Source organism: Thioalkalivibrio sp. ALE17 (assembly GCF_000425605.1).
Taxonomy (GTDB): Bacteria; Pseudomonadota; Gammaproteobacteria; order Ectothiorhodospirales; family Ectothiorhodospiraceae; genus Thioalkalivibrio.
Map to the genome: position 1 here is coordinate 245,734 of NZ_AUDT01000002.1, position 18,372 is coordinate 264,105.

At 69.1% G+C, this 18,372-nt stretch carries 12 protein-coding genes; 7 read left to right on the plus strand and 5 right to left on the minus strand.

Translation table 11 applies throughout. The features are described from left to right. Nucleotides 1–79 precede the first annotated feature (79 nt). The 7 genes from H609_RS0102775 (at nucleotide 80) to H609_RS0102805 (ending at nucleotide 8,931) form a co-directional block, all read left to right on the plus strand. Nucleotides 80–796 carry an acyl-homoserine-lactone synthase gene (locus H609_RS0102775; protein WP_018880168.1) on the plus strand — a complete coding sequence of 239 codons (717 nt, stop codon included), beginning with the start codon at nucleotides 80–82 and terminating at the stop codon, nucleotides 794–796. 2 nt (nucleotides 797–798) lie between these two features. Continuing rightward, complete coding sequence (locus tag H609_RS0102780) at nucleotides 799–1,674, plus strand: PEP-CTERM/exosortase system-associated acyltransferase (protein WP_018880999.1); 876 nt, start codon at nucleotides 799–801, stop codon at nucleotides 1,672–1,674. After that, a complete protein-coding gene (locus H609_RS0102785; RefSeq protein ID WP_018880998.1) occupies nucleotides 1,671–2,573 on the plus strand; it encodes a ThiF family adenylyltransferase in 903 nt (300 codons plus the stop codon). The genes H609_RS0102780 and H609_RS0102785 overlap by 4 nt, the downstream gene beginning before the upstream one ends. 4 nt (nucleotides 2,574–2,577) lie before the next feature. Continuing rightward, nucleotides 2,578–3,393 carry an outer membrane lipoprotein-sorting protein gene (locus H609_RS0102790; RefSeq protein ID WP_018866598.1) on the plus strand — a complete coding sequence of 272 codons (816 nt, stop codon included), beginning with the start codon at nucleotides 2,578–2,580 and terminating at the stop codon, nucleotides 3,391–3,393. A 37-nt stretch (nucleotides 3,394–3,430) separates the two neighbouring features. Continuing rightward, the gene (locus H609_RS0102795; protein ID WP_028484272.1) at nucleotides 3,431–5,320 is read left to right on the plus strand and encodes a LysM peptidoglycan-binding domain-containing protein; all 1,890 of its coding nucleotides are present in this window, start codon (nucleotides 3,431–3,433) and stop codon (nucleotides 5,318–5,320) included. Beyond that, nucleotides 5,320–7,578 carry an RND family transporter gene (locus H609_RS0102800; protein ID WP_028484273.1) on the plus strand — a complete coding sequence of 753 codons (2,259 nt, stop codon included), beginning with the start codon at nucleotides 5,320–5,322 and terminating at the stop codon, nucleotides 7,576–7,578. Before H609_RS0102795 ends, H609_RS0102800 begins: the two co-directional genes overlap by 1 nt. A 381-nt stretch (nucleotides 7,579–7,959) precedes the next feature. Continuing rightward, the gene (locus H609_RS0102805) at nucleotides 7,960–8,931 is read left to right on the plus strand and encodes a PEP-CTERM sorting domain-containing protein (protein ID WP_028484274.1); all 972 of its coding nucleotides are present in this window, start codon (nucleotides 7,960–7,962) and stop codon (nucleotides 8,929–8,931) included. Nucleotides 8,932–9,859: 928 nt separating this feature from the next. Here H609_RS0102805 and prsT read toward each other — a convergent pair. The 5 genes from prsT to H609_RS0102830 all read right to left on the minus strand — a co-directional run bounded on the left by prsT (nucleotide 9,860) and on the right by H609_RS0102830 (nucleotide 18,361). Then, nucleotides 9,860–12,706, minus strand: coding sequence for an XrtA/PEP-CTERM system TPR-repeat protein PrsT (gene prsT, locus H609_RS0102810; RefSeq protein ID WP_231369952.1), 2,847 nt, complete (start codon nucleotides 12,704–12,706; stop codon nucleotides 9,860–9,862). Between the two features lie 8 nt (nucleotides 12,707–12,714). Further along, complete coding sequence (gene prsR / locus H609_RS0102815; RefSeq protein ID WP_018876712.1) at nucleotides 12,715–14,052, minus strand: PEP-CTERM-box response regulator transcription factor; 1,338 nt, start codon at nucleotides 14,050–14,052, stop codon at nucleotides 12,715–12,717. 61 nt (nucleotides 14,053–14,113) lie between these two features. Next, nucleotides 14,114–16,165, minus strand: coding sequence for an XrtA/PEP-CTERM system histidine kinase PrsK (gene prsK, locus H609_RS0102820; RefSeq protein WP_028484276.1), 2,052 nt, complete (start codon nucleotides 16,163–16,165; stop codon nucleotides 14,114–14,116). A gap of 7 nt (nucleotides 16,166–16,172) precedes the next feature. Further along, nucleotides 16,173–17,567, minus strand: a complete 1,395-nt coding sequence (locus H609_RS0102825) for a TIGR03013 family XrtA/PEP-CTERM system glycosyltransferase (RefSeq protein ID WP_018866591.1) — start codon at nucleotides 17,565–17,567, stop codon at nucleotides 16,173–16,175. 158 nt (nucleotides 17,568–17,725) lie between these two features. Next, complete coding sequence (locus H609_RS0102830; protein ID WP_018866590.1) at nucleotides 17,726–18,361, minus strand: XrtA/PEP-CTERM system exopolysaccharide export protein; 636 nt, start codon at nucleotides 18,359–18,361, stop codon at nucleotides 17,726–17,728. Between the last annotated feature and the right edge of the window lie 11 nt (nucleotides 18,362–18,372).

The window sequence follows — 18,372 nt, forward strand, 5'->3', positions numbered from 1 at the left end:
ACGGACTCGACACCCAACCGAAGTACAGACACACCCCCTCGACCGCCCGCCGCATCCGGTTCCGGATGCGGCTCTGCGCGTGAATAGGGCCGGACGGTTCCGCGCCTATCTCGCACGCTCGGAGGCCGCCCGACGGATCCATTTCCGCCTGCGCTACGAGGTGTACTGCCGCGAAACCGGTTTCGAACCCGCCGAACAGCACCCGGAAGGCATCGAGCGCGATGCCTACGACGAGCATGCCGAGCATTTCCTGATCAGCCACGAAGGCCGCCCGCCGGACGCTCGCTGGGTGGGCGCCATGCGCCTGATCCTGCCGGGGAACCAACCCCTGCCGACCACGGCGAACTGCCGGCTGTTTCCCGAGGTGGCAGCCCAGTCCCGGGAACCCGCACTGGAGGTGTCGCGCCTGATCGTGCGCGGGGCTTCGCCCGAGGTGCTCTATCACCTGTGCCAGGCCTCGCAGGAGTACGCGCGGCGCCACGGCTACCGCCGGATGTTCTTCCTGGTGCGCCCGGCACTCGTGCGACTGCTGCGACGCCACGGCCTGCCCATCGAGGTGTGCGGCGCCCCCCACCGTCATCGTGGCACCCGCATCCCGTGCCTCGCGCACACCGAGGCCGCGGGCACGGCCCTGCGCGCCTGGCGAGAGCGCCTGCAACTCCCGGCAGCGGCGGAGATTCCCCACTACACTGCGTGGGAAGAGCCCGCCACGGGCGGGGCGCCGCATCCGACGGAGGTGCCCGCCGCGTGGGGGCCGCCACCGGACGTGGCGGGGCTTGCAGCAGGAGGAAACTAGTCGTGGAAAGCGACTCGATCGTCAGCGGTTTCAAGCGGTACTTCGATCTCTCCCAGCGCAGCGGGGAACACCTGGAGGATATCCAGCATCTTCGCTACCAGGTGTACTGCAAGGAGTTCGGCTTCGAGCGGGAGGAGGATTGCCCGGGCCACAAGGAGGTCGACGCGTACGACGCCCAGGCCTGGCACTGCCTGCTGGAGCACAAGCCCAGCGGGATGGCCGCCGGCTGTGTGCGCGTAGTGCATGTCGACACCCGGGACCCGATCGGACAGCTGCCCATGGAGCGCCATTGCCACGACAGCTTTTTCGACACCCCCTGGCGCCCGGACCGGCTGGAGCGCGACAACGTCTGCGAGGTGTCCCGGCTCGCCGTGCACAGCATGTTCCGCCGCCGCAACGGCGAGGCCGCCACCCCCATCGGGGACATCGAGGCCCTGAAACTCTCGCCCGACCAGATCCGCGTGTTCCCGATCCTCGCGGTCAGCCTGTTCGTGGCCGCAACCCTGCTCTGCGTGCACTACCGCAAGCAGCATGCCTTCGCGATGATGGAGCCGGCCCTCGCCCGCATCCTGCGGCATACCGGGCTGGAGTTCACCCAGATCGGCGAGGTCGTGCACTATCATGGCAAACGCGCGGCGTTCTACATCGACTCCGGCGAGGCACACGAAAGCATCCAGCGATCGAGCGCCCTGAGCGAGCTGTGCCGGCACGTGGAGTCGACCTTGCTGCGCGCCCCGCGTGTTTCCCCGGCGGTGACATCCGCGAAGATGCTCCGCTTCCCGGGCGCGCCCGGGCGCCCTGTCGTCCACCCGAGCGGCCGGACACGCCTGCCGCTACCGGCACGCTCGCAACCGGGACTCAACGGGTTGGCGCATTGAGTTCCGGGTTCGACTACCAGACGGCCTTCGCCCGAACGGTTGGCTGGGTGACGCCGGCCGAACTGCAACGGCTGCGCGGCGCCCGCATCGCGATCGCCGGTCTTGGCGGGGTCGGCGGCGCCCACCTGCTGACCCTGGTGCGCCTCGGGATCGGCCATTTCCGCATCGCCGACCCCGACATCTTCGAGCTGCACAACATGAACCGCCAGGTCGGCGCGGCCCTGTCGCGGCTGGACCGCCCCAAGGTCGAGGTGCTGGAGGAGATGGCCCGGGACATCAACCCGGAACTCGAGATCGACGCCTTTGCGCAGGGCGTCCACGCGGACAACCTGGCGGCCTTCCTCGACGGCGTGGATGTCTACGTGGACGGCCTCGACTTCTTCGCCTTCGACATCCGGCGCCAGGTCTTCCGGGCCTGCGCCGAACGCGGCATTCCCGCCGTCACGGTGGCCCCGCTCGGCATGGGGGCCGCCCTGCTGAACTTCCGCCCCGACGGGATGAGCTTCGACGCCTACTTCGACCTGCACGACGACCTGGACGACGAGGAACTGGCCCTGCGATTCATGATCGGCCTGGCGCCCGCGATGCTGCAGATGGGCTACCTGGCCGACCCGACAGCCGTCGACCTGGCGGCGCGCCGCGGCCCCTCCACCCCGATGGCCTGCGACCTGTGCGCCGGGGTCATGGGCACCGAGGTGCTCAAACTGCTGCTGGGGCGCGGTACGCTGACCTGGGCCCCGCGGGGCGTGCACTTCGACGCCTACCGCCAGCGCCTCGCCCGCACCTGGCGCCCCGGGGGCAATCGCAACCCGCTCCACCGCCTGCTGATCCGGATCGCCCGCCGGCGACTGCGCGCCCAGCGCGCGCACCAGCGGGCCGCGAACCCGGAGGTACAATGACGCCATGATGAACCGGACCGCCATGTTCCTCGGCGCGGGCCTCCTGCTCGCGGTGGCCACCCTGCCCGCCACGGCGCTGGCGGAGGAATCCGCGGCGCGCGAGCTGGCCCGCGCCGTCCACGAGCGCCCGGACGGGGACGATGCCGTCACCCGGGGGATCATGACACTCACCGGCGGCGGCCGCCGCGAGCGGGTACGCGAAAGCTACGAGTACCGCCTGGATGGCGACGAGCCCGGTGCCAGCCGCAACCTCATTCGCTTTACGTCGCCGCGCAACATTGCCGACACGGCCATCCTGGTCCACAACCACCCGGGCGGCGATGTCGACCAGTGGCTCTACCTGCCCGCGATCCAGCGCGAGCGCCGCATCAGCAGCGAGAACCGGGGCGGCAGCTTCGTGCAGTCCGAACTCTACTTCGAGGACCTGGAAGACCGCGAACCGCACAAGGACCACCACCGCATCCTGGGCGAGGATACCTACGAGGGCACCCCGGTCACCGTGCTCGAGAGCGTGCCCGTGGACAGCGGCAACTCCGTCTACAGCAAGCGGGTCAGCTGGATCCACGAGGAGACCCTCCTGCCGCTGCGTATCGACCTGTACGAAGGGGGCGAAGAGCCCGCGAAGCGCCTGGAGGTACAGCGGATCGAGGAGATCCAGGGCTACTGGACGGTAACCCGCAGCTCCATGACCGATCTTGCCAGCGGTCGCACCACCATCCTCGAGGTCGAGGACGTGACCTACAACAGCGGTCTCCCGGACGAGCTATTCACCCTCCGCGGCCTGTCGGACCCGAGCCTTGCGCGCCCCTATCGCCCATGAAGCGCCCACGCCCCGGCCCGGGGGATGGCGCGCCACGGTGCTCGCCGGGCTGCTGGTGCTGGGGCCAATGCCGCTGGCCGCCGCGGCGCCGGCCCCCTATACCGTGCAGCCGGGCGACACCCTCTGGAGCATCGCCCGCGATCTGCGGCCCGACCCGTCCGTCCGCATCCAGGCCATGGCGCAGGCGCTGTATGCCCGCAACCCGGATGCCTTTGACGGCGGGCCCGAGGGCCTGAAGGCCGGGGCGACGCTCCAGCCGCCCGCGCCGGACGAGCTTGCGCGCACCGAACCCGCGCCCATCCCGAGCGCCGGCAACCACTACACGGTGCGCGCCAGCGACACCCTGTGGAGCGTGGCCGAGCGCCTGCGCCCGGACCCGCGCATCCCCACTCGGGAGATGGTCCAGCGCCTGTTCGAACACAATCCGCACGCCTTCGACGGCGACGTGCATACCCTGCGCGCCGGCGCGGTGCTGCAGGTCCCGGACATGCCCACGGCTGGGCCCGCCGCTGCGCCCGTCGCCGTCGCTGAGGCATCCTCCGCTCCCGCGAGCGACGCCGCGCCTGACACTCCGGCACCGTCGCGCGACACCCCAAACGGTGATGCCGAAGACGAAGCACAGCGCGCGTTCGTATTCGGCGAGGAGTCGGCCGAGGATGCGAACGCGGACACCCAGACCGGCGCCGCCGCCTGGGACCTGCGGGTAGAGGACGCCCGCATCGAACTGGGCGTGCTGGGCACATCCGGGCGTCCCGTGGACCATGTGCAGCACGGTCGCGGCGTGGTCAGTGCCCGCCGCGACCTGAACGAGGCCTGGGAGCTGCGCCTGGGGGCGCGCGCGGACATCCTGGCCCAGCAGGGCGGCGACTACCCAAGCACCACCCGCACACGCGCCGACTATGACGAAAATTTCCTGCGCTACCGGGGCGATCGTACGCGCGTCACCGTGGGCACCCAGCGCATCCTGTGGGGACGGGTGGACGAGATCCCGCCCACCGACCGGCTCAGCACCAAGGACCTGACCCGCTTCGGCCTGGACCCATACGGCGAACGGCGCCGCGCGAACCCGGCGATCCGCGCGGAATTCTTCCAGGGGCCGTGGCATGCGGACCTGGTCTTCCTGCCCCTGTTCCGGCCGGCGGAGCTGCCTGACCGTGACAGCCTCTGGCACCCGGTGGACCGCAACCGGGGACGCCTGCTGGGGCTGCCACAGGACCCGGCGCTGGCGTCGGTGATCCAGCAGGCCGCGCTGGACGACGATGTCTCCGGCAACGGCGGCGCCGGCGTGCGCCTGGGGCGCTCCGGCCGCGGCGCCGATTTCGCCGTCACCGTCCAGCGGGCCCGGCATTCGCAGCCCTACTACCGCTTCGATACCGACACCCGCCAGGCCATCCTCGCCGGCCAGCCACCCGGGGACCCGACGCTGGAGGCCGTCCACCCGCGCACCTGGGTGGTGGGCGGCGACACCGCCTTTGCCACCGGCGCCTGGACCTGGCGCGCCGAGGCCGCCTGGCTGAGCGACGTGCCGGTGACCCGCGCGGATGACCTGCGCCAGACCACGGTGGAGGGGGTCGACTGGGTGGTCGGCGCCGAGGGCTTCCCCGGAGACGGGGACTTCCGCATGACCACCCAGCTGGCGGGCCAGCACCTGCTGAACGCCGGCAACATGCTGGATGCGCGCGAAAGCTACTTCCTGACCGGAGAACTGGAGAGCCCGTTTGCCGACTACAACTGGCGGGCCCGCCTGCGCTATTCGATCGGGCTCAACCGCCGCGACGTCTACCTGAACCCGGAACTGGCATGGATCGCCCGCGAACCCATGGAATTCTATATCGGCCTGCACTGGCTGGACGGGGCCGAGGGCACGGCCGGGGGCTTCTATCGTGATAACCGCATGCTCGTCACCGGCTGGCGGGGGCAGTTCTGATGCGCTGGCTGCTGGGGCGCCCGCGACTGGCACTGGGCATCCTGGCCCTGCTGCTCTTCCTGCCCGGCCCGGTTCTCCTGCAGGTCAACCTGGATAACGCCCCCGAGTCCTATTTCCCCGAGGACGCCGCGGCCGTCACCTTCGATCGCGAACTGCGCGAACGCTTCCCTCAGGATCAGGTACTGGTCGGCCTGTTTACCGGCAGCGAGCTGTTCGAGGCCGATTTCCTGCAACGCATCGACGCGCTGGTGCGCGACATGGAGGCCGATCCGAGCGTCGAACGGGTCCTGTCGGTCACCACCCTGGACCACATCCGGGCCACGACCGACGGCTTCACCGTGGACCGCCTGGTGGACGGCCGCGCGCTGGACGAACGCACGGCCGATGAATGGCGCGAGCGGGTCTTGCGTGACCGCTTCGCCCCCGGCCTGGTAGCCGGCCCCGGCGGCGAGGCGCTGGCGGTGGTCGTGCGCCCGCACGCGCTGGAAAACAGCCTGCAGCGCCTGCAGCTGGAACGCCTGCTCCGCGACCGGATCGCCGAGCACGACCTGGAAGGCGATCTGACCGCCATCGCCGGCCATATCGCCCTGGATGTCGCGCAGCTCCGGGCGATGGTCAAGGACCTCGCCTTCCTGGTTCCGGGCACCATGACCATCAGCCTCCTGCTGCTGTGGTGGCTGTTCCGGCGCCCGCTGGTGGTCGTGCTGTCCGCTGCCACGATCAGCGCGGTCACCGGGCCCGCGATCGCCCTGCTGATCCTGCTCGACCGGCCGTTCACACTGATCTCCGCCATCCTGCCGCCCCTGCTGACCGCATTGACGGTGGCGATGCTGATGCACTTCTTCAACGCCCTGCTGCATGCCGCGCAGCGCGGCCACCGGGGGCGCGCGCGCGTGGAGGCGGCGCTGGCCGCCGTGGCCCGTCCCACCGCGTTCATGGCGCTGACCACCGCGGCGGGGCTGGCGTCGCTGCAGGTCAGCAGCATCCGGCCGATCGAGACCTTCGGTCTGATCGGGGCCTTCGGCGTGCTCCTCGCCGCGGCGGTCGTACTGCTGCTCCTGCCGGCGATCATGGTGCGCTGGGATCGCGGCGACTGGCTCGCCCCGCAGCGCGGCCTGCGCCTGCTCGACCGCTTCACCGCGCTGGCGGCACACCTGGCGATCCGTCGGGCCGGCTGGGTCCTGCTGGCCACCGCCATCCTGGTGGCCCTGGCGATCCCGCAGATCCGGCAGGTCGAGGTCGAGACCGATCTCTACGCCTTCTTCGACGACGACCACTCGATCACCCAGGCGACCCGCGCGGTGGAGCGCGAACTCTCCGGGGTAATGGCGCTGGAGGTGGTGTTCGACGGGCCGGACTGGGACAGCCTGCAGGATCCGGATCGCATGCTGGCCATCCAGCGCGTGCAGGACTGGCTGGACCAGCGCCCCGAGGTGGACTACAGCCTGTCCCTGCCGGATCTCGTCGCCGAGATGCACTGGGCCTTCAACGAGGAAGACCCGGCCTTCCGGCGCATCCCGGACGACCCCAACCTGGTCGCCCAGTACCTGTTCATCTACGACGGCCGCGACCTGTTCGATGCCGTAGACCGCGACTTCGAACGCAGCCGCATCCTGCTCAACCTGAACGCCCACGGGGCGCGGGCCATCAACGCACTGATGGACGACCTGCGCGACCACCTGGAAGCCAACCCGCCGGCCGACCTGGAATGGGACATGGCCGGGATGGCCCGACTGTTCGCAGACCAGGAGCGGTTACTGATCGAAGGGCAGCTGCACAGCCTGTATGCCGTGGCCGCGATGATCACGCTGCTGATGCTGCTGATGTGGCGCTCGATCCCGCTGACGCTGCTCAGCATGATCCCCAACCTGGCACCGGTGGCGATGATCTTCGCCCTGATGGGCCTGCTCGGCATCTGGCTGGACATGGCCACGGCCATGATTGCCAGTGTCGCCATCGGGATCGCCGTGGACGACACCATCCACGTCCTGCACAACTATCGCCAGCGGCGCGGGCGGGGCAGCCCGGTTGCCTGGGCGCTCGCCCGCAGCTTCCGCCGCAGCGGGCGCGCGATCACCGCCACCACCATCGTGCTGGTGGGCCAGTTCCTGCTGCTGGCCCTGTCCGACTTCCAGCCCACGGCCGCCTTTGGCTGGCTGACGGCCTTCGGGCTAATCGCGGCGCTGCTGTTCGACCTGCTGGTCCTCCCGGCCCTGCTGGTCGTCGGGCACCGGCTCGCGCGGGCCCGCGCGGCCTGACCGAGCCCCCGGCCGCGCCTCTGGCGGCCGGCCTGTCGAGATGCTTTACAAGCCAAACAATCCGCACAACCATCGGTTTTTGAAACATTTTTACCGGTTTCTCCGGTTTCGGGCGTCCTGACGGCGGAATCCAGCCGGCCCGCTCGTCGACACCCTTTACAGTTCCCCGGCCACAAGCCCCTCCTGCGATCAATCGATCCATGGCTCAGCAGCTGCCACCCAATTTTCTCCCTTATTTTCAATGCCCTGCGCGCCATCCACTCCGAGACCGGAAATTGGCACGGAGCCTGCTTTGTATTCAACCGAAAGCAACAGACACGGCCACCAGGCCAGACCCCGGCGATGGTTGAATCGCTGTAAATTGAGCATCAGGAGAGCCCCATGAACGCGAAAAAAGTACTTCTCGCTTCGCTCTTTGTCGGCATGTTCGCCGCCGGCGCGAGCACGGCGACAGCGGCAGAGATCATCGACTTCGACATCAACCTCGGCGCCACCGCGGACTACAGCGGTTCGGTCGAAAACGTCCGCCGCATCCAGTTCGACCTGAACACCCAGACCTTCCAGTACGTTCAGGACCCGGACAGCCCGGTTCAGGTCGGCGATGTCTTCTATGACCGCGGCTACGGCGATGCATCGGGGTTCCGCACCTCGCTCAATACCGCTGCGCCTCGGACCGGGGACCGATTGGGTGAGGACTACTCCATGGGGCTCCTCTGGGATGAGCTCCGCGGCGTGGTGACGGGCTCTGGCACCCTGGATAACGGCAATTTCGGCGTGACCGCTAATTACACATCGGTGGGCAACGACAACTTCCAGCTCTTCATCTCCGATACGAATCCCGGCTTCGGTCAGAACTATGAAGCGGCGGCGGCCCACTACAGCGCCGGCGAGCAGGTGATGGAGCTGGCCCTGAATGCCGGGAACAGCATCCTGGAGTTTGAAAGCGCAGGCGGTGCCTTCGTCGAAGGGACCTTCACCTTCGAATTTCAGGTCGTGAACGTCCTGCCGGGCTTCTGGTTCACCTCTGACGGCATCGACTTCGCCGATCTGCTCGAGGACGAGGAAGGCGCCCCGACGTTCATCGTCTCGGCCTTCGCCAGCGCCGGCACAATCCAAACACCGCCCCCCGAGACCTTCTTCGGCCAAGACGCCAACAACGTCTACGGCGACGACCGCGAAGGGCAAACCCTCTTCAGCGAAACTCAGTCCACCCACGACGGCAGCCTGCGCTTCGCGGTGCCGGAGCCGGGTACCCTGGCGCTGATGGGCCTGTCCCTGCTGATCCTGGCGGGCTTCATCGGGGTCGGTGGCATGCGCCGCCGCTCCAACAGCACCCACCGCCAGGCCGCATAACACGCACCACCAACAGCCTTGGTGACCCACTCCCCCCTGTGGGGTCACCGAGTTAAGGGCTCCCTCCGCGGAGCCCTTTTTTCTGCCCGACCCCGGCCCATACGGCAACCCACGCCCAGCCCTGGGCATACCAACCATCACGCACCACCATCATCCACACCCCAGTCAGAGCCTTCCCCCACGCCCTTCAATCCGCCCCGGACACCACGCCCCCACACACCCGCGTCACCCCAGGTCCAGCGCTCCCCCACACCTCGTCATCCCAGCCGCAGCAAAGCGAAGAGCCAGGATCTCCCGACGCTGCCACCAACGCCGCGCCAGCCCTGAAGATCCCGGATACCCGCTACGCGGTTTCCGGGATGACGAACAGGGAGGTGCGCGGTGGAAACATCCTTGTAGGAGCCTGCTTGCAGGCGAAGCCCCTGCCAGAGTCGGGCACGGGCAGGAGCATTCGCCTGCAAGCAGGCTCCCACAGGGGTCAAGGGGTCACATCAGGACATCCGGATTCCCCACCGCTGCACTCCCCCACACTCCGCCATCCCGGCCGTAGCGAAGCGAAGAGCCGGGATCTCCCACCCCCGCCACCGACGCCGCGCCAGCCCCCGGCAGCCCCCGGCAGATCCCGGCAGATCCCGGCAGATCCCGGCAGATCCCGGATAACCGCTGCGCGGTCTCCGGGATGACGACAGAGGGGTGCGCGGTGGAAACATCCTTGTGGGAGCCTGCTTGCAGGCGAAGCTCCTGCCAGAGCCGGACGCGGGCAGGGGCATTCGCCTGCGAGCAGGCTCCTACAGGGGGCGGAACAGGCCATCCAGATTCCCGGCCTCATACCCCCACACACCGTCATCCCGGCCGTGCAGGCGTACGGGCAGGCATGAAAAAAGGGGCTGCCTGTGGCAGCCCCTTCGAACGTCGGACCTCTTCGGGCTTACAGGCGGTCGAGCAAGGCCTCGGCGTCGGCCCGTTGCGGGAAGGCGTCGTGCGCATCCAGCAGTTGCCGCAGGCGGTCGGCGGCGGCGTCGCGTGCGCCCTGTTCGCTTTCCGCCCAGGCCAGGTGGTACTGGATGCCCGGATCCTCCGGAGCCAGCTCGTGCGCGCGACCCAGGATATCCGCGGCCTCGGCCGGCTCGCCCGCGTGGATCAGCACCACGGCCAGCGTGTCCAGCACCGGGGGCGCCTCCGGAGCGAGTTCGGCGGCCCGGCGCGCGTGTCCGAGCGCCTCTTCGGTCTCGCGTTCACGCAGGGTCCAGGCCAGGTTGTTGAGGGCAATCACGTCGTCCGCATCCTGCTCGACGATGCGGCGGTACGAGGCCACGGCGCCCGACTCGTCGCCCGTTGCCATTTGCTGCGCCGCATAGATGTGCCGGGTGGCCAGGTCCTGCGGGTGCTCGTCGAGCCAGTCTTCCAGCGTGGCCTGGCCGGCCTCGAACTCGCCGGATTCCCGTTGCGCTCGGGCCAGTTCATGGACCCAGTCCCGGCGCTGGGCGCCCGGGTCCGCCAGCGCGGCCCGGTAATGCCGCGCGGCGGCCGCGGGATCATCCCGCTGCAGGGCCGCACGTCCCAGCAGGGCCTGGACCTCGCTGCGATCCTCGAAGCGTTCTTCCAGCCGCTGCAGATGCGGCCGGGCGTCCTCCGTGCGCTCCTGGTTGACCAGCCCTCGAGCCAGCAGCACGCGGGCCCGGTAATGTTCCGGCTGGCGTTCCAGCAGCTCGCGCAGCGTGGCCTCGGTGGCGGCCTCGTCACCGGCCTGCGCATGCGCGCGGGCCAGGGCAAGCCGAAGGTTCACATTGTCCGGCGCCTGCTCGACGGCCGCCTCGAGACTGGCGACCGCGGCATCGGGCCGATTGAGCGTCTGCTGGACATCGGCCAGCGCATACAGCAGGTCGGGATTGTCCGGATGATGTTCACTCGCGGCCTCGAGCGTCTCCAGGGCCTGCTCGGGGCGGCCGCCCTGGAGCTGGATCTGGGCCAGCGCGAGATGCGGTGGCAGCATCTCGGGCTGTGACTCGATCGCCACCCGAAACCAGCGGGCGGCGCCCTGCTGGTCCCCGTCCTGGAGACTCAGATTGGCCAGGCGCTGCGCGGAGCGGGCATGCCCGGGGTGGCGATCCTGAATCGCTTCCAGGACCTCCCGTGCCGCGCCACGGTTGCCGGCCTGCAATTCCAGGCTGGCAAGGTTCATCGCCACGGAGATATCGTCCGGGTCACGTTCGACCCCTTCGCGGAACGCGGCGCGCGCCTCGTCGGTCCGGCCCAGTCCCATCAGGGCGGCGCCCTGGAGACTCAGCGGGCCGGCGGCCTCCGGCTGCAGCTCCTGCAGGCGCTGGGCGCGTTCCAGCGCCTCGTCATAGCGACCCGCCTGCAACAGGTAGAGCACCATGGTGGTATCGACCTGTTGCGCCGTAACCTCGCCGCCACCGGCGGCACGCATCACGTCCAGGCCTTCCTCGGTCTCGCCACCCCGGAGCAGCGCCACCGCCAGGAGTTCCTGCAGGCCCTGAGAGCCGGGGCTCGCGGCCACGGCATCGCGCAAGGCTTCGATCCCGGCTTCGGAGTCGCCGGCCACCAGCAGCAGGCGCCCGCGCAGCTCCGCCATGTCGGCGGGATCGCCGGTGTAGTCGCGGCTGACCCGGTCCACGAACCGCAGCGCATCCTCCACCCGATCCTGTTCCAGATAGATCGCCGTCAGGGTACGGATGCCCTGCAGCGATCCCGGGCTCTCCTGCACATGCCGGTTCAGGTTGTGCTCGGCCTGCTCCAGATTGCCCAGGCTGCGATGCGCCAGGCCAAGCCCCAGCAATGCGGGGCTGTAGGTGCGATTGCCGGCCACGGCCCGTTCGAAACTCGCGCGCGCGTCGCTGTAGCGTTCCTCCTGCATCAGGAGCATCCCGTCCAGGTAATGCACGCCGGGATGCGACGAGCCACCCTGCATCAGGCCGTCGACGTCCGCCCGCGCCCCTTCATAATCGCCGGCATTCAGGCGCACCATCGCGCGCGCCATGTAGTCACGTCCGGAAGCCGGGCGCACCTCGATGGCCCGGGTGAAGGCCTCTTCCGCGCCCTCGGAATCGCCGGTGATACGGCGGTACTCGCCCAGCAGGCTCCAGGCATGCGCCAGCTCGGGGTCCTGATCGAGCGCCTGTTCGAGGGACGCCATCGCCCGCTCGGCATCACCCTCGGCCATCGCCAGATGGGCATGCGCCAGGGCCTGCAGCGGCGCCTGCTCGGACGCTTCGACCTGTGCCAGCTCGGCCTCCGCGGCGTCGCGCTCGCCCACGGCGGCAAAGGCGACCGCCCGCAGCGCGTGCAGCCGTGGCCGCTCCTCGGCGGCGAGATCCTCCGGCACCGACTGCGCCCGGATCCGCGCGAAGCGGTCGGTCGCGAACCACGCCTCGGCCAGCGGCAGCGCCACCTGCGCCTCCGGGATACCGAGCGACTGCGCCCGTTCCAGCTGGCGGCGGGCCTCCTCCGGGTTGTCCAGCTGCAGATACACCACGCCGAGACTGCGGCGCGTGGCCGGGGCATCGGTGTTCAGTTGCAGGGCGTTGCGATACTCGATGCGGGCGCCCCGGTAGTCCCCCTGTTCCTGCAGGGCCTGGGCACGGTCGAGGTAGTCCTGTTCGCTGGCCGTCCCGATCTGGTCACAGCCCGCCAGGCCCACGCCGGTGGCCAGGACCACCGCCAGTGCCAGCGGCTTCAGGCGTCCCGGCAGTATCCCATTGTGACGGGACCGGGCCGGGCCGGATGCTTGTTTCGTGTATCGGGTAGTCACCATGGTGTGCCTCATCTGAGCCCGTACTTGTCGAGCAGGCCGTAGAGCGTTGGACGGGTAATGCCGAGGGTATCGGCCGCCTGGGCGATGTTGCCGTTGCAGCGGCCCATCGCCTTGATCACGGACTGGTATTCGGCCCGGTCGCGGGCCTCGCGCAGACGCTCCGGCGGCGCTTCCTGGTCGTGGTCCTCGAGCCCGAGGTCCTCCGCGGTCACCAGGTTGCCGTCGGCCATGATCACGGCGCGCCGGATCAGGTTTTCCATCTCGCGCACATTGCCGGGCCAGGGGTGGCCCTCGATCGCGCGCAGCGCGTCGGCGGTAAAGCCGCGGCGCGGCTTGCCCTGCTCGCGCGCGAAGCGCTCCAGCAGGGCGTGGGCCAGCAGGGTCGCATCCCCCTGGCGTTCGCGCACCGGCGGGATGTCGATACTGATCTCGCTGATGCGATAGAACAGGTCTTCGCGGAAGTCGCCCGCCCGGATCAGGGCCTGGAGGTCCTGGTTGGTGGCGCCGATGATGCGGACGTCCACCGGGATCTCGTTGCGCCCGCCGAGGCGCTCGACCGTGCGCTCCTGCAGGAAGCGCAGCAGCTTGGCCTGCAGGCTCTGCGGCAGGTCGCCAATCTCGTCGAGGAACAGCGTGCCCTTGTCGGCATGCTCGATCTTGCCGATGGTCTGGCGCGTCGCGCCGGTGAAGGCACCTTTCTCGTAGCCGAACAGTTCGCTCTCCAGGAGGTTCTCCGGGATCGCGGCGCAGTTGATCGCGACGAAGCGCTCCTTCGCGCGGTTGCTGAGGTCGTGGACGGCGCGCGCCAGGACCTCTTTGCCGGTCCCGCTGTCGCCCAGCAGCAGGACGGTCGCGTCGGAGGGCGCCACGCGCTCCACCATGCGGCAGACCTGCAGCATTTGCGGATCCGAGGTGATGATCCCGGACAGCGAAGAGGTGCTGCCGCGGGCCAGCCGGCGGTTCTCCTCCTCGAGTTCGTACAGCCGGGCGGCACGGTCCACGATCAGGCGCAGGAGCTCGGCATCCACGGGCTTGATGTAGAAATCGTAGGCCCCCAGGGCGACGGCCTTCAGCGCGTTCTCGCGATCGTCATTGCCGGTGACCACGATCACCTTGACCCCGGGGTTGAACGCCAGGATCTCCTCCAGCAGCGCGAGGCCCTCGGTGGCGTTGGCCGGGTCGGGGGGCAGGCCGAGGTCCAGGGTGACCAGCTCGGGCTCGTGCCGGCGCATATGCGCCATCGCGCTCGCGCGATCCTGGGCCTGCAGGATCTCGTAGCCGTCCAGGCACCAGCGCAACTGGCTTTGCAGGCCGGCGTCATCCTCGACAATCAGCAGCTTGAGCATCGACTCCATTACTTTGCACCCGGCCCCGGGAGGACGTGATGGTGAACGGCACGAAGACGCCTCATGTGCCGTACCGTGGCAGACGCAGCGTGAAGGCGGTCCCCTCGCCAACGCGGCTGGATACATCGATCCGCCCACCCATCCGGACCACCAGGTCCCGGGCCTCGTACAGGCCAATGCCCATGCCGGCGTTTCCCTTGGTGGTCTGGAAGGGGCGGAAGAGCCGCCGCCGGACGAAGTCCTCGTCCATGCCCGCCCCGTTGTCCTCGATTTCGATGATGGCCCATTGATCCCGGGTTTTCAGGGTCATGGTTATATCGCCGTTATCCGGCGTGGCCTCCTGTGCATTCCGCACCAGGTGCAGCAGCACATTCCGCAGTGCGTCGCGGTTTCCGAGGACTCCGGCGCTGGCCTCGACCGTGACCCGGGGCACCGGCCGAACCTCGCGGCTGTCGTGCGCGACCTCCTCCAGCAGGGCGTCCACCTCGATCGCCTGACGCGGGCTGTCGGCCCCCGGCTGGGCCTTGCGCAGCTGGGCCAGGGTGCGCTCCAGGCGCTCACGGGCATTGCCGACGGTGCGGAAGGCATCCGCCACGAACTCGGGATTGTCGCGGTGGCGCTCGGCGTTGGCGCTGATCAGGGACAACTGGGCAGAGACGTTCTTGAGATCGTGGACCAGGAACGCCGCCAGCCGATGGAAGGTCTCGAACTGGCGCGCCTCCAGCAGGGCCTCGTCGGTCTGGACCAGCGCCACGTACACGGCGAGCTGGCGGCCCGCGGTCTTCAGCAGGTCGCGCTCCTCCCAGTCGATGCGATGCCGCGCACGTGGCTGGGCCAGCACGACAAACCCCTCCAGGCCATCGCTTTTCAGCAGCGGCACCACGGCCCAGTGGCGCGGGTTGTCCACCAGCCAGGCCGGCAGCTCCAGCCCGTGATAGAACGCCGGATCGCGGCGGAACTCGTCGATGTCGATCACCCAGCCGGAGCGCATCAGGAATGCCACCAGGGGATCGTCCGGTTCCAGCGCCGGGTACTCCGGCTCGCCCAGGTTCAGCACGCCGTCGAGGGCAAAGCGGCCGTCGTCGCGATGGACCCAGAGCAGGCCACCGGGGCTCTCGACCAGCTCGCCGATGGCCTGGATCGCCCGCTGCCGGAACGGGGTCTCGTCATCGGTCTGCGCGAGGGTTCCGGTAAAGCGCAGCCATTCCTGGCGGTAGTCGTAGCGGTAGTTGAAGAAGTGCTTGGCCAGCCATACCCGCAGCTGGGCGCGGACGCTGCCGGAGAAGAGCACCACCGCCAGCAGCAGCACCGCCCCGAACAGGAGAGTCACCTGCAGCAGGGCACCCAGGTCGCCGCCGTGGTGGCGCAGGTAGTAGCCCGCGCCGCCGACCGCCAGCAGGTACAGCCCGGCCCCGATCAGCGACGCGGTGTGAAACAGCAGGTGGCGCGAAACCGTGGGCCCCTCGCGCTGCGGCAGGCGCCGGCTCACCGAAATTGCCAGTAGCGGGACCACCAGCGCATTCACGAACCCGCGGGCCTGCCAGGACGGGCTGTCGATGGTCTGGAACAGCACCAGGTCCGCGAACAGGAACAGGTCGAAGGCGAACAGGCCGCCCAGACCCAGGCACAGGAACTTGATCTCCCAGCGGTTCTGCGGCGGCGTATTGCGGTAGACCTGCTCCACCAGCACCAGCCCGGCGATCGCCATCAGCAATGTGGCCAGCCCCGGCCAGATCGCGCCCAGCAACTGCGGCCACAGCATCGGCACCAGGATGAACAGCAGAAAGGCCGCAACACCACTGGCCCACCAGCGCAGGGCGCGCGGATCGACCCCCGGGCGGCTTCCACTGCCCGCGAGCAACGCCAGCAGGAGCGCGAACCAGCCGGCATTGCGGGCCACCTCCATCACGCCGCCGGAGATCGCCGCGCTGGTCCCGTACTGCCAGGCGAGAAAACCGAGGTAGCCCGCCCAGCCCACCGACAGCAACGCGGCCAGGACCACCCACAGGCCCGAGGGCCGGTTGCGCCAGCGCACCAGGGTCACCACCGCCAGCACCAGGAACGCCAGTGCCGCTGTCAGGTAGCCGATCGCGGCCAGGGGAACACTGGTCATTACGGGATCAGCGCGCGCCGCGGCCGAACAGGACGACCTTGACCGTCTCGATCAGGATCAGGACATCCAGGAACAGGGTGTGATTCTTCACGTAGTACAGGTCGTACTGCAGCTTCTGCCGCGCGTCCTCGACCGAGGCCCCGTAGGGGTAGCGCACCTGCGCCCAGCCGGTAATGCCGGGGCGGATCGAGTGGCGCGCCGGGAAATAGGGGATCTGCTCGGTCAGCTGTTCGACGAACACGGGCCGCTCCGGGCGCGGCCCGACGAACGACATGCTGCCCTGAAATACGTTGATCACCTGCGGCAGCTCGTCGATACGCAGCTTGCGGATGATGCGCCCCACGCGGGTCACGCGGTCGTCGTCGCGCACCGCCCAGCGCGCCACGCCATCGACTTCGGCGTCTTCGCGCATGCTGCGGAACTTGCAGACCTCGAATGGCACATTCCCCAGCCCCACGCGCGTCTGCCAGTAGAACACCGGGCCGCGGCTTTCCAGCTTGATGGCCAGGGCGGTGACCAGCATCACCGGCAGGGTGGCCAGCAGTAGCATCGAACTGGCCAGCACGTCGAAGGTCCGCTTGATGGCGTTGCGGGACCAGTGCTGGCGGAATCCCTCGCCGAAGATCAGCCAGCTGGCGTTCAGCGAGTCCAGTTGCACCCGCTGCTGTTCGCGCTCGAAGAAACTGGACACATCGGTGACAGCCACCCCGTTCAGCTTGCACTCGAGCAGCTGCCGGACGGGCAGGTTGCCCCGTCGGTCGCGGATGGCGACCACGATCTCGTGGGCCCGAAACTCGCGCGCCATCTCCAGCAGGCTCGCATCGCAGCCCAGCTGTAACTGGCGCGCCGGATCCTGCGGGCAGTCCTTCTCGCCCTCGGTGGCGATGTAGCCCAGCACCCGGAACGGCAGGTCGTCCGGGGCCTTGTCCGGGTGGACCGTCTCGATCGCGCGGGCCCGGCTGCCGGTACCCAGCACCAGGATGCGGCGCTTGAAGGCGTCGGCGTCGGAGAAATTGCACCAGAGGGTGCGCTCGGCAACCAGCCCGGTCAGCAACAGCAGCACCCCGCCGCCGACCGCCGTTGGCGAAAACAGTGCCGCCGGCACCAGGGCCCCATACAGGAGCAGCAGCCCGCCCACGAACAGCAGCGCCGGCACCAGGCGCAACAGGGAGCGCAGCGTGCTGCGGGTGGCCAGATAGTCCGACTCGTACAGGCCCGCCAGGGTGAGCACCAGCAGGACGACCAGCGTCGCCGCCACCAGCTCCGGGTCCAGCAGGCTGAGGGCCTCCGGCTGAAAGGGTGGCAGGCTCAGCACCAGGTACAGGCACAGATACGCCACCAGCAGTTCCGCGGTCGCGAGCATCAGCACGCGGCGGCGTATGTAGTGGCCGAAGATGCGCACGACTAGCCCTCTCGCCGAGGCGCTTGCGCAGCGGGGTTGTGCGTCCTTGTCAGGGGGTCCATGTCTACCGTCCCCGATCCCGCAGCGTGGCGGCGACGATTCCCCGGCGGCGCCTCAGCGCCGCGCGCCCGGAACCCGCCCGTCGCGCCCCGGGCTCGTCAGAAGCGTCGTTCCGGAATGATCAGCGTGTCGCCGGGCAGCATGTCCACGTTGGCCGAGATGTCGCCGCCATTCACCAGGTCGTCCAGGCGCACCCGGTACTGCTTGCGCTCGCCGTCCTCGTTGCGCACGATCACCGCGCGATTGCCGGCCGCGAAGTCGGTGATACCGCCCACCGCGATCATCACGTCCATCACGCTCATCTCCTCGCGGTACTGCAGCGCCTGCGGCTCCGCAGCCTGCCCGATCACCCGGATCTGGCGGCTGTAGGGCCCGGCGAAGCCGGTCACCATCACCGTGACGATCGGATCGCGCAGGAACCGGGAGAGCTCCTCCTCCATCGCCCGCGCCAGTTCGGTGGGCGTCTGGCCGCTGGCCTGGACATCCTCGACCAGCGGGGTGGTGATCTGCCCGTCCGGGCGTACGGATACGCCGGTGGAGAGATCCGGATTGCCACGCACAGACACCTGCAGGGAGTCCCCGGGACCGATGATGTACTGCTCGATCACCGTGCGCTCGATGGAGGTCGGGGCATCCGGAAAATCGGTCGTGGCGCAGCCACCCAGGATCAGGGCCGGCAGCAGGAAGGCGAACCCGAACTTCGGCCCGACCTTTGAAGCATGGATCAGGGACATCGCGACTCCCC

What these genes read in the sequence shown, in the direction of transcription:
- prsR (WP_018876712.1), bottom strand. Translation starts at nt 14,052, where the DNA reads ATGCTCAAGCTGCTGATTGTCGAGGATGACGCCGGCCTGCAAAGCCAG.
- prsK (WP_028484276.1), bottom strand. Translation starts at nt 16,165, where the DNA reads ATGACCAGTGTTCCCCTGGCCGCGATCGGCTACCTGACAGCGGCACTG.
- H609_RS0102805 (WP_028484274.1), top strand. Translation starts at nt 7,960, where the DNA reads ATGAACGCGAAAAAAGTACTTCTCGCTTCGCTCTTTGTCGGCATGTTC.
- H609_RS0102800 (WP_028484273.1), top strand. Translation starts at nt 5,320, where the DNA reads ATGCGCTGGCTGCTGGGGCGCCCGCGACTGGCACTGGGCATCCTGGCC.
- H609_RS0102830 (WP_018866590.1), bottom strand. Translation starts at nt 18,361, where the DNA reads ATGTCCCTGATCCATGCTTCAAAGGTCGGGCCGAAGTTCGGGTTCGCC.
- prsT (WP_231369952.1), bottom strand. Translation starts at nt 12,706, where the DNA reads ATGGTGACTACCCGATACACGAAACAAGCATCCGGCCCGGCCCGGTCC.
- H609_RS0102790 (WP_018866598.1), top strand. Translation starts at nt 2,578, where the DNA reads ATGATGAACCGGACCGCCATGTTCCTCGGCGCGGGCCTCCTGCTCGCG.